8 protein-coding genes are annotated in these 12,005 nt (G+C 57.6%); 4 read left to right on the forward strand and 4 right to left on the reverse strand.

Annotation, left to right across the window (positions count from 1 at the left end):
* The first annotated feature begins 22 nt into the window (after positions 1 to 22).
* The gene (locus ABRP31_RS24760) at positions 23 to 481 is read left to right on the forward strand and encodes a GNAT family N-acetyltransferase (RefSeq protein WP_087271285.1); all 459 of its coding nucleotides are present in this window, start codon (positions 23 to 25) and stop codon (positions 479 to 481) included.
* A gap of 5 nt (positions 482 to 486) precedes the next feature.
* On the opposite strand, the gene ABRP31_RS24765 is transcribed toward ABRP31_RS24760, so the two are convergent.
* The 3 genes from ABRP31_RS24765 to ABRP31_RS24775 all read right to left on the reverse strand — a co-directional run bounded on the left by ABRP31_RS24765 (position 487) and on the right by ABRP31_RS24775 (position 3,587).
* Entirely contained in the window at positions 487 to 783 is a 297-nt protein-coding gene (locus tag ABRP31_RS24765; protein WP_087271282.1) for a helix-turn-helix domain-containing protein, read from the reverse strand.
* 128 nt (positions 784 to 911) lie between these two features.
* Positions 912 to 1,403: a M48 family metallopeptidase gene (locus ABRP31_RS24770; RefSeq protein WP_167384380.1), complete on the reverse strand. Its 492-nt coding sequence runs from the start codon at positions 1,401 to 1,403 to the stop codon at positions 912 to 914.
* Positions 1,404 to 1,457: 54 nt separating this feature from the next.
* On the reverse strand, positions 1,458 to 3,587 hold the full coding sequence (locus tag ABRP31_RS24775; RefSeq protein ID WP_349972240.1) for an EAL domain-containing protein: 2,130 nt from the start codon (positions 3,585 to 3,587) through the stop codon (positions 1,458 to 1,460).
* Between the two features lie 313 nt (positions 3,588 to 3,900).
* Here ABRP31_RS24775 and ABRP31_RS24780 point away from each other — a divergent pair, with 313 nt between their 5' ends.
* Positions 3,901 to 4,572 carry a polysaccharide lyase family 7 protein gene (locus ABRP31_RS24780; protein WP_349972239.1) on the forward strand — a complete coding sequence of 224 codons (672 nt, stop codon included), beginning with the start codon at positions 3,901 to 3,903 and terminating at the stop codon, positions 4,570 to 4,572.
* A gap of 131 nt (positions 4,573 to 4,703) precedes the next feature.
* On the opposite strand, the gene putP is transcribed toward ABRP31_RS24780, so the two are convergent.
* Positions 4,704 to 6,194, reverse strand: a complete 1,491-nt coding sequence (gene putP / locus ABRP31_RS24785; RefSeq protein ID WP_087271268.1) for a sodium/proline symporter PutP — start codon at positions 6,192 to 6,194, stop codon at positions 4,704 to 4,706.
* Between the two features lie 390 nt (positions 6,195 to 6,584).
* Between putP and putA the strand changes: the two genes are divergently transcribed.
* Entirely contained in the window at positions 6,585 to 10,538 is a 3,954-nt protein-coding gene (putA, locus tag ABRP31_RS24790) for a trifunctional transcriptional regulator/proline dehydrogenase/L-glutamate gamma-semialdehyde dehydrogenase (protein WP_349972237.1), read from the forward strand.
* 255 nt (positions 10,539 to 10,793) lie between these two features.
* Positions 10,794 to 11,939: a hypothetical protein gene (locus ABRP31_RS24795; RefSeq protein ID WP_349972236.1), complete on the forward strand. Its 1,146-nt coding sequence runs from the start codon at positions 10,794 to 10,796 to the stop codon at positions 11,937 to 11,939.
* Positions 11,940 to 12,005: the final 66 nt, after the last annotated feature.

Raw genomic sequence — 12,005 nt, forward strand, 5'->3', positions numbered from 1 at the left:
ATTTCTTCTCCGAGTCAGCGACATGCCTATCAACTGGATTTGCAAACACCACACCGATCTGAGCAAGGAGCAGCTTTACGCCATCCTGCAATTGCGCGCACAGGTGTTCGTGGTTGAGCAGCAGTGCGTTTACCTGGACGTCGACGGCCAGGATCTGCTGGGTGATACCTGCCACCTGATGGCCTGGCAGGAAGACAAACTGGTGGCCTATTTGCGCCTGCTCGACCCTATTCAGCAAGGCGGCGACGTGACCATTGGCCGCGTGGTGACTGCGCCTTCGATACGCAGCCGTGGCATTGGTCACGAACTGATGGAACAGGCATTGGAGAACGCAGAGAAGACCTGGCCCGATCAGCCGATCTATCTGTCAGCTCAGGCACACTTGCAACGCTATTACGCACGCTACGGCTTCGAGCCGGTGGGCGAGGTGTATCTGGAAGACGAAATCCCCCACATCGGCATGCGCCGCGATCTCGAGTAACGCGCTCAGGGGTAACCGAGCACGGCTTTGATCTGTGCGAGGTTGCCCGCAATCCAGCTTTTGTCTATCGCCCCCCAACGACGAATCCGGTATTGCCCGGCGTGGTTGCGGGCGCCATCGAGCTGTTCGAACTCACATTCGATATCCAGATCCGCCAGCGCGGCAATCGTGTCCTGCGCGGTACGGCGTGGCATGCCGGTGACGTCGACCAATGCCGGGACGTTGCTGGCCAGTTCGCTATCGATCAGATACGCCACGTAAAGTCGGCGGTAGAAACTGGATTTGGTTTTGCTGACGTCCATCGTTAGGAATCCTCACTGAGGTCGTGGGACCGGCTTTAGCCGGAAGGCGGTATTTTTGCAGATGAAGATTCAGCGCCTGTCCGGGCCTCTTCCCGGCTAAAGCCGGTCCCACGTCGGTATAGAAGCGTTTACTGCATATCCCGCCAGGTCAGATAGATCCGCAGATCAAACTCCAACTGGTGATAACCGGGCTGCATGTGCTCGCATAGCTGGTAAAAAGCCTTGTTGTGATCTGATTCCTTGAAGTGCGCCAGTTCGTGCACCACGATCATTTTCAGGAACTCCGGGGGCGCTTCCTTGAACAGTGAGGCGACACGGATTTCTTTCTTGGCCTTGAGCTTGCCGCCCTGCACCCGGGAAATCGTCGTATGCAGGCCCAGTGCGCGATGCGTCAGGTCAAGGCGATTATCAAACAGGACTTTGTCGATGTTCGGCGCATTGCGCAGGTATTCCTGCTTGAGCGCCAGCGCGTATGCGTACAGCGCCTTGTCGCTTTGCACTTCGTGACGAGCGGGATAGCGCTGCTGCAAATAGTCGCCCAGTTTGTTCTGGGCGATCAGTTGCCGGACCTGATCCTGAAGCGCTGGCGGATAGGCCTGAAGGTATTTGAGAGGAGCAATCGCCGATGCAGTCATGAGCCGTAACGTAGAGTGAAAGGCGCCAGTGTACAGAACTCACTGTTGCTTTAGGCTCTCCCAGTCAAACACCTTCGGGAAGCCTAATGCCTCATCAGCCAGCATCGGGCGCGCTACCAGATAGCCCTGAATCAGCTGGCAACCGTTGTCGGCCAGCCACTGATATTGCTCAACGGTTTCGACACCTTCAGCGATCACCAACACATCCAGATTGCGACACAGATCAATAATGCTGCGCGCTACTGCGGTATCGCGCGGCGTGGTGAGCATGCCCGCGATGAAATGCCGGTCGATCTTCAGCGTATCGATATCCAGATTGCGCAAATGCGTCAGCGAACACTCTCCAACGCCAAAATCGTCCAGTGCGACGCTGATACCGATGTCATGCAAGTGACGAATCTGATTCCGGCTGTGCGACAGGTTATGCACCAGCGACGCCTCGGTGAGCTCCACTTCCAACTGACCGGGTTTCAAGCCGTAGCGCTGCATGGCACGGCGTAATTCGCCAGCAAGATTCGGCATGCAGAACTGGGTTGGGCTGACACTGATGCTCAGCACCAGATCATCGTCGAACACGTCAGTGCAACGGCTGCGATGCTCGGCCCCCTGTTCGAAGATCCAGCCGCCCAGCCTGTTGATCAGCCGGGTCTCTTCCAGCAACGGGATAAATACACCCGGCGGCACATCACCGGCGTTGGGATGTTGCCAACGCAACAGCGCTTCGAAGCCTCGCAACTTCCCATCGGCAATGGAGACCTGAGGTTGATAAACCATGGAGAAGTCTTTGCCATCAATGGCGGTGCGCACGCTGTCTTCAAGCATCAGCCTGGAACGGGCGCGACCGTTCATTTCCTGATCGTAGAAGCGGTATTGCTGACGCCCCGCGCGCTTGGCTTCGTACATGGCGATATCCGCCGCACGCAGCAAACCATCAAGGTTGGAGCCACAGTCCGGGTAGGTCGCGATACCGATGCTGGCACCCAGCGTAACGTCCAGACCATCGATTTGCCTGCGCACCGAAACCCGCTCGATGAGTTTTTCCGCCACTTTGGCGGCCTGCTCGGGGAAGTCCAGACCATCGATGACCACGGTGAATTCGTCGCCCCCCATGCGTGCCAGCACATCGTAGGGCCGCATGCACTCTTTGAGCTGCTGAGAGACCCAAAGCAACACCTGATCCCCGGCGTCGTGCCCAAGTGAATCATTGACGCGCTTGAAACCGTCCAGATCCAGATACAGCAACACCAGGAACCGGCCCGGCTGCTCATTGCGCAGCAACATGCCTTCTACTGCCTGGTAGAAGCCGCGTCGGTTGAGCAACCCGGTCAAGGCATCGGTAACTGCTTGCTGCTCGAGTTGCTGATAAAGATCGCGCACCACCGACATGTCCAGAATGCTGAACACCATGGCTTTCTGCTCAACCGGCAAAGGCGCGCAGGACAGTGCCACCGGCAGCTTGCAGCCGTCACTGGTGCGCATGATCGCATCGTGCAGTCGGTAGATTTCAGCATTGCGATAGTGGCGGTAGAACCCGGACTGAGCCCAATCGACAACCTCCGGCTCAATCAGGTAATCAATCACGCTAGTGCCATTCAACGCCTCGACGCTGGCCCCCAACAGACGACAGATGGCCGGGTTAGCGAAATTGATCAGCCCGGCCTCGTTGACGACCAATATGCCCTCGTCAATGTTATCGAGCACCGAAGCGTTAAAGGCTCTTGCAGCCTCCAGCTCACGGGATATTCGTTGCAGGGCGCGCTGATTCTGCTGCTGCTCCAGCAATACCTGAACTTTGGGCCTGAGAACGTTGGGGTCAAACGGTTTGAACAGATAGTCGATCGCGCCACTGGCATAGCCGCGATGCACCGCATCCTGAGATTGCTCGTTAGCGGTGAGGAAGATAATAGGGGTCAGCCGCGTTCGCTGACTGCCGCGCATCAAGCGGGCAACCTCAAAACCATCCATGCCCGGCATCTGCACATCGAGCAGCACCAGGTCGACTTCGCGCTCCAGGAGCACAGTCAACGCTTCAATGCCGGAACTTGCAGTCACAATGCACCAGTCCTGCCTCTGCAGAACGGCACGCATCGTTACCAGGTTCTCTGGATAGTCATCAACAACCAACAAAACAGAACAGCCATCACCCGGCTTGGTTTGCGCGCATTCCATGCAACTTCTCTTATGTGGCACGAGATCCTGAGACCATCGTTTTTGATTTCCAATCGGCGTAACTCTAGTCGGCTCTGACGAAAACCGGAGATAGCTTTGTGACAGCTGTCTCTAAAGTTCACATCTAACCGACTAACGGTCATTTCCTACAGGCCACTGAGCACATGCCCTACAGCCAATGTGACAGCACTTTGACGTCATCCGTTCGGCAATCAGGCATTAACACATCGTTATTGAGAACGTATAACAACAACCCGCAAAGGCTTGACTTAGACGCCTATTACTGGCAATGCGACATATTGGAAAACATCACATGGTAGACATGGCTTCGTGGAATCTAAGTATTCCTGTGGGTTCGCCCCCCAAAACAATCGAGACGTCCCAACTGAAGAAAGGGTACGACGGCAAATATTTTCGCTCCGAATCGGGTTACATCTTCTTCTGGTCACCCGTAACCGGTTCGAAAACAGCCAACGCCAAATACCCGCGCAGTGAATTGCGCGAAACCTGGGCCGACGGCACGCTGCATAACTGGATGTATCCGCAAGCTGACAACTTTCTCGATGCAACGCTGGAAGTTAATCAGGTGCCCTCTTCCGGCAAGATCGTGATCGGTCAGATACACGCCTATGAAAGCACCGAGCCGATGCTCAAGGTGGAGTATCAGTACAAAGAAGAGAGCAAGACCGGAAATATCGTTGCCAAGGTCCGTAAGCGTTATGACGACGATAAAAGTCGCGTCATCAAGATCGCTGAAGGCGTGCCGCTCAATGAGCGCTTCAATTACAAGATTCACCTCAGCCCCGGAGGTGATCTAAGCGTCAGCGCGAGAGGCCAGAACTGGAGCAGCCCGATCAGCGCCTCCTGGCGGGACAAGCCGCTGTACTTCAAGGCAGGGGTTTACGTTCAGGACAACAAGGGCTACAGCAGCGAAGGCGGCAAGGCCACCTTCTACAAGCTGGATATTGATCACAACAAGATTTAGCGCTGTATACCTGACAGCCCAAAAATCTGTAGGAGCTCACGAGCAAGGCGAGGCAGCGATAGCGGTCTGCCTGATACAGCGCGATCGCGGCCTCGCGCTGCTCGTGCGCTCCTGCAGAACATCATTTCAACTCAATGGCTCGCCGCCTTGAACTCTTTCTCTGCCAGCTCAAAACGCGTCTGCATGCCCGTCGAAGGCCCTTTGCCCAGCAGGCTGAACACGACGATGGCGATGCTGGCGAACAGGAAGCCCGGAATGATTTCGTACAGCCCCCAGATCCCCAACTGCTTCCAGACGATCACGGTGATCGCGCCAACCAGCACGCCCGCCAAGGCGCCGTTGCGGGTCATGCCTTTCCACAGTACCGAGATCAAAACCACCGGACCAAATGCTGCACCGAAACCGGCCCAGGCGTAACTCACCAGCCCCAACACACGGTTGTTCGGATCGGCAGCCAGCAGGATGGAAATGATCGCGATCAGCAACACCATCGCGCGACCGACCCAGACCAGTTCCTTCTGCGAAGCGTTTTTACGCAAAAAGGCTTTGTAGAAGTCTTCAGTCAGCGCGCTGGAGCACACCAGCAACTGGCAGCTCAAAGTGCTCATCACCGCTGCCAGAATCGCCGAAAGCAACACTCCGGTCACCCACGGGTTGAACAGCAACTTGGCCAGCTCGATGAACACACGCTCAGGGTTTTCAGTCACCGGACCGGCAACTTCCGGGTGCGCCGAGAAGTAAGCAATACCGAAGAAGCCCGCCGCGACCGTACCGCCCAGGCAGAGGATCATCCAGGTCATGGAAATGCGACGTGCACTGGCAATGGACTTCACCGAATCCGCTGCCATGAAGCGCGCCAGAATGTGCGGCTGGCCAAAGTAGCCCAGGCCCCAGCCCATCAGGGAAATGATGCCGATGATGCTGGTGTTGCGGAACATGTCAAAGTTGGCCGGATCCTTGGCTTCGATGGCCAGGAAGGTTGCATCAACTCCACCCGTTGCCAGCAGCACAATGATGGGCGTCAGGATCAACGCGAAGATCATCAGCGTGGCCTGAACGGTATCCGTCCAGCTCACCGCCAGGAATCCACCCACAAAGGTGTAAGCGATGGTTGCCGCAGCCCCCGCCCACAGCGCAGTTTCGTAGGACATGCCGAAGGTGCTTTCGAACAACCGCGCACCGGCGACAATGCCCGACGCGCAATAAATAGTGAAGAACACCAGAATCACCACTGCAGAGATCACTCGCAGAAGACCGCTTTTATCTTCAAAGCGGCTGGTGAAGTAATCCGGCAAGGTCAGCGCATCGCCGTTGTGCTCGGTCTGTACGCGCAAGCGACCGGCCACAAACAGCCAGTTCAGATAAGCACCGACGATAAGGCCGATGGCGATCCAGCTTTCCGACAGACCCGACATGTAGATCGCGCCCGGCAAGCCCATCAACAGCCAGCCGCTCATGTCCGAAGCACCTGCCGACAGCGCCGTTACAACGCTGCCCAGGCTGCGACCGCCAAGAATATAGTCCGAAAGATTATTGGTTGAGCGATAAGCCATCAGGCCGATCAGCACCATTGCTGCGATGTAGATTACGAACGTGATCAGGGTGGGATTGCTGACACTCATGGGGGATTTCGCCTAGGCATTGTTTTTATTGAGTGGGACCGTCAATAAGCCAGTCCCACGCGAACGATTCTTGATCGTTCTCGCACCAAAGCGGAGCATCCTATTCAACCTGCCGCCAAAGGTGCAACCTATTTACCGACAAAAAGTTGCACCCAGCCACGAGCAAGCTCCCAATCTTGGGCGCGGCGCCCCGTTCCAGAGCCGCATGCACCTTTCGTCAGCCCCTTGGCACCGTGATTGTGCGCAGATACCGGACGTTGGTTACGGCCAGGAAGACATCGAAAATATTCATGAAGAAAAGGGTTGCACCCGGTTGCACCCCAACCCGCTCATAGCTAATCTTGTCCGACAACCAAGGCCACATTCACAGTGGCACGATGAGGACTGCACATGGCGACCACCACCCTGGGTGTCAAACTCGACGACCCGACCCGCGAGCGATTGAAGGCAGCTGCCCAGTCTATTGACCGGACTCCGCACTGGCTTATCAAACAGGCAATTTTCAATTACCTGGAAAAGCTCGAAGGTGGTGCAACCCTTTCTGAACTCAATGGCACTGCAAGCAAAGATGGCGATGATCACGGCGAACTACCCGTGGACACCGCTCACCAATGCTTCCTGGAGTTTGCGGAAAGCATCTTGCCGCAATCGGTACTGCGCGCGGCTATCACTGCGGCTTATCGTCGTCCGGAACCCGAAGTGGTGCCGATGCTCATCGAACAGGCGCGACTGCCTGCACCGATGGCCGACGCCACCAACAAGCTCGCGGCAACCATCGCCGAGAAACTGCGCAATCAGAAGAGCGCAGGCGGCCGTGCGGGAATTGTTCAGGGCCTTCTGCAGGAATTTTCGCTTTCTTCTCAGGAAGGCGTCGCTTTGATGTGCCTGGCCGAGGCGCTGCTGCGCATCCCGGATAAAGGCACTCGCGACGCCTTGATCCGCGACAAGATCAGCACCGGCAACTGGCATCCGCATTTGGGCAACAGCCCTTCGCTGTTCGTCAACGCTGCGACCTGGGGCCTGCTGCTGACCGGCAAACTGGTTGCGACTCACAACGAAGCCGGGCTGACGTCCTCCCTGAGCCGCATCATTGGCAAGAGCGGTGAGCCGATGATCCGCAAAGGCGTTGACATGGCCATGCGCCTGATGGGCGAGCAATTCGTCACCGGTGAAACCATCGGTGAAGCCCTGGCCAACGCCAGCCGCTTCGAAGCCAAAGGCTTCCGTTATTCCTACGACATGCTTGGCGAAGCCGCACTGACCGAGCACGACGCACAGAAATACCTGGCCTCTTACGAGCAGGCGATCCACTCCATCGGCAAAGCGTCTCATGGCCGTGGCATTTACGAAGGCCCGGGCATCTCCATCAAGCTGTCGGCGCTGCACCCGCGTTACAGCCGCGCCCAGTACGAGCGCGTGATGGAGGAGCTGTACCCGCGCCTGCTGTCGCTGACACTGCTGGCCAAGCAATACGATATCGGCCTGAACATCGACGCCGAAGAGGCCGACCGCCTTGAACTGTCGCTGGACCTGCTTGAACGCCTGTGCTTCGAGCCGCAACTGACCGGCTGGAACGGCATCGGCTTCGTGATCCAGGCTTACCAGAAACGCTGCCCGTATGTGATCGACTACGTGATTGATCTGGCCCGTCGCAGCCGCCACCGCCTGATGATTCGTCTGGTGAAAGGCGCGTATTGGGACAGCGAAATCAAGCGTGCCCAGGTCGAAGGCCTGGAAGGTTATCCGGTCTATACCCGCAAGGTGTACACCGACGTTTCGTACATTGCCTGCGCACGCAAACTGCTGTCGGTGCCGGAAGTCATCTATCCGCAGTTCGCCACGCACAACGCCCATACGCTGTCGGCCATTTACCATATCGCCGGTCAGAACTATTACCCCGGCCAGTACGAATTCCAGTGCCTGCACGGCATGGGCGAACCGCTTTACGAGCAAGTGGTGGGCAAGGTTGCCGATGGCAAGCTGAACCGACCGTGCCGCGTGTATGCCCCGGTAGGCACACACGAAACACTGCTGGCTTACCTGGTTCGTCGCCTGCTGGAAAACGGCGCTAACACGTCTTTCGTCAACCGGATTGCCGATCAGTCCATCTCCATTCAGGAGCTGGTGGCTGATCCAGTGGCCAGCATCGAGCGCATGGCGACTCAGGAAGGCGGCTTTGGCCTGCCGCACCCGCGCATTCCGCTGCCGCGTGACCTGTATGGCTCGGAGCGCGCCAACTCCAGCGGCATCGACCTGGCCAACGAACACCGTCTGGGCTCGCTGTCTTCCGCCCTGCTGGCCACCGCCCACAACGACTGGAAAGCGGCGCCAATGCTCGGCAGCCCCGCCAGTGAAGGCACGACGACCCCGCTGCTGAATCCATCCGACCTGCGCGATGTGGTCGGTCATGTGCAGGAAGCCAGCCTGGAAGATGTCGATAACGCCCTGCTTTGCGCTTTGAGTTCCGGACCAATCTGGCAAGCCACCCCACCCGCCGAGCGCGCTGCAATTCTGGAGCGCGCTGCCGACCTGATGGAAGCTGAAATCCAGCCGCTGATGGGCCTGCTGGCTCGTGAAGCAGGCAAAACCTTCGCCAACGCCATCGCTGAAGTCCGCGAAGCTGTGGACTTCCTGCGCTACTACGCCGTGCAGGCACGCAACGATTTCAGCAACGACGCCCATCGTCCGCTGGGACCAGTGGTGTGTATCAGCCCGTGGAACTTCCCGCTGGCAATCTTCAGCGGTCAAGTTGCCGCTGCGCTGGCCGCCGGTAACCCGGTGTTGGCCAAACCAGCGGAACAGACGCCACTGGTCGCCGCACAAGCCGTTCGCATTCTGCTCGAAGCGGGCATCCCGGAAGGCGTACTGCAATTGCTACCCGGCCGTGGCGAAACCGTCGGCGCCCGGTTGGTCGGCGATGATCGCGTCAAGGGCGTGATGTTCACCGGCTCCACTGAAGTCGCTCGTCTGCTGCAACGCAACATTGCCGGTCGCCTTGATGCGCAAGGCCGTCCAATCCCGCTAATCGCGGAAACCGGTGGCCAGAACGCGATGATCGTCGACTCCTCGGCGCTCACTGAGCAAGTGGTCATCGACGTGGTCTCTTCCGCGTTCGACAGCGCCGGCCAACGCTGCTCGGCCCTGCGCGTGCTGTGTCTGCAGGAAGACTCCGCCGACCGCGTGATCGAAATGCTCAAAGGGGCCATGGCTGAATGCCGTCTCGGTAACCCGGAGCGCCTGTCCGTAGACATCGGCCCGGTGATCGACGCCGAAGCCAAAGCCGGTATCGACAAGCACATCCAGGGCATGCGCGACAAAGGCCGTACGGTTTATCAAGTCGCCATTGCCGACAGCGACGAAATCAAGCGCGGCACCTACGTGATGCCAACCCTGATTGAGCTGGAAAGCTTCGACGAGCTGCAACGCGAGATCTTCGGCCCGGTGCTGCACGTGGTTCGCTACAAGCGCAAGGAACTGGACCAGTTGATCGGCCAGATCAACGCTTCCGGTTACGGTCTGACCCTCGGTGTGCACACCCGTATCGACGAAACGATTGCCAAGGTCATCGACAACGTTAACGCGGGCAACGTTTACGTTAACCGCAACATCGTCGGCGCTGTAGTAGGTGTGCAGCCATTCGGCGGTGAAGGCCTGTCGGGTACCGGTCCAAAAGCAGGCGGGCCGCTGTATCTGTATCGCCTGCTCTCGACCCGCCCGGTCGACGCCATCGAGCAATCGTTCGTGCGCGGTGACGCGCTTGCCACGCCAGACACCCGCATGCGCGAAGCCCTGAGCCAGCCGTTGCAGGCGCTGAAAACCTGGGCAACCGCCAATCAGCACCCCGAGCTGGATCAGCTGTGCAGCCAGTTCGCCGTGCAATCGCAAAGCGGTATCACTCGCCTGCTGGCGGGCCCGACCGGCGAGCGCAACAGCTACAGCATCCTGCCGCGTGAGCACGTGCTGTGTCTGGCCGAAGCAGAAAGCGATCTGCTGGTTCAACTGGCCGCGGTTCTGGCGGTTGGCAGCACAGCGATATGGCCTGACAACTCGCTCAGCAAGCCACTGCGTGCTCGCCTGCCGAAAGAAGTCCAGGCGCGCATCAAGCTGGTAGCTGACTGGACCAAGGATGAAGTGCTGATCGACGCCGTTCTGCACCACGGCGACTCGGACCAACTGCGCGCAGTCTGCGAGCAAGTGGCCCAACGCGCCGGCGCCATCGTTGGGGTCAACGGCTTGTCCCATGGCGAAACCAACGTCGCGCTGGAGCGTCTGGTGATTGAACGCGCATTGAGCGTCAATACGGCTGCGGCGGGGGGTAATGCGAGCTTGATGACTATTGGCTGATGGATTAATTGGCAATTAAAAAAGAGAGCTTCGGCTCTCTTTTTTTATCTTCCCGTTCATGTCAGTACCCACTCACAAACCGATGGCACCGAGAATAGAGACTCCCAAACCGGTACACGTGAAGTAAGGATCCAACCCTAATACAATCGCAAAAATAACTATTGCCCCCAACCTTGCACTGTGATTAAACAATTATCGACTGTTCGCAACAGGTGTTACGAATGGCAGTATTTATTCATAAAAAGGAATAGGGAAATGACTTTAAAATGCACTCAAGCCGCGGAGCTTGACGCCTCATTTGGCGAAAACGGAAGACAGGTCGTCCAGACACCGGGAAACTTCACCAACAACCTTTCAACTGTCGCCATCGATCCCCAGGGCCGCCTGACTCTTATTGGCAGCTACCAACGCGTATCACCCGTCGCTAACAGGCCGGGCGTCGGGAGGCTTTTGGACAGCGGAGACTTCAACATCGCGTTTGGCGCATATAAGGACGGCCTCACGGTCGCTCCTGAAAACGTCGAGGCGGCCACCGCCAGCGGGCTGGCGTGGATGCCAGATGAATCTTTTTATATAACTGGCCCAGCATTCAACCAGCTTCCACTCGTGCACTATGATCGAGATGGCACACTCATAGAATCTCTATCGTTAGTTGACTCACCCACTGCAACTTCGCAACTACTGGCAATGAGCGATACCGTCATGGTGGCGACCTCCAACCCTGAAGGCGGGATTGTTTACCGCTATCCTGAACAACCGGATGGCCCTGACTTTGGAACCGACGGCAAAGCAACTTTTCTGACAGGCAGCAGTTATGTGTCTACGTTGCACATGGCGAGAAACATTGATTCCTCATTGTTTTATTTGGCAGGGGAAGTGGCGAATGATGGTTATATAGTGCGTATGGATCTTTCAGGCAATCTTGATCCAGGTTTTGCCAATGCAGGCGTATACAGGATCAAAATGCTCGACGCCCGCTACAGCGCCTGTCGCCGGGTTATTGCACTCGCCGATGGCAAGATCCTCGCATTGGTCAACGGCTCAGGCTCCGATGCAGATCCAGCCTGTCATGTCATTCGACTGACCGAGACAGGGCGAGTTGACGCCACCTTCAATCGTGGCGACCCCGTGCGGGTGGGCGAGGTAGGCGAAGACATGTCGCTGCAAGCCGACGGCAAATTCCTGGTAGCCCATCGCAGCCCGCAGACCGGCAATCACGTCACCCGATACCTGCCTACCGGCAGCGCGGACACGTCATTTGGCGACAACGGCACAGGCGTATTCACCACGACCAGCGATCAGATCTCGTTTGTCAAAGGCGTCGTGGCCCAGCCTGACGGGAAGATTGTTATCGCCGGAACATTCGGGTCGACCACGGCGTTGTTGAGGTTGTTGGCTTAACATCCAGGGCGCCGAATGCTCCACCCATCATTCGGCGGCAGCGTGACGATTTAGAGGAACAGGCTC

Origin of the sequence: Pseudomonas caspiana (genome assembly GCF_040224095.2) — a bacterium.
GTDB classification, from domain to species: domain Bacteria; phylum Pseudomonadota; class Gammaproteobacteria; order Pseudomonadales; family Pseudomonadaceae; genus Aquipseudomonas; species Aquipseudomonas caspiana.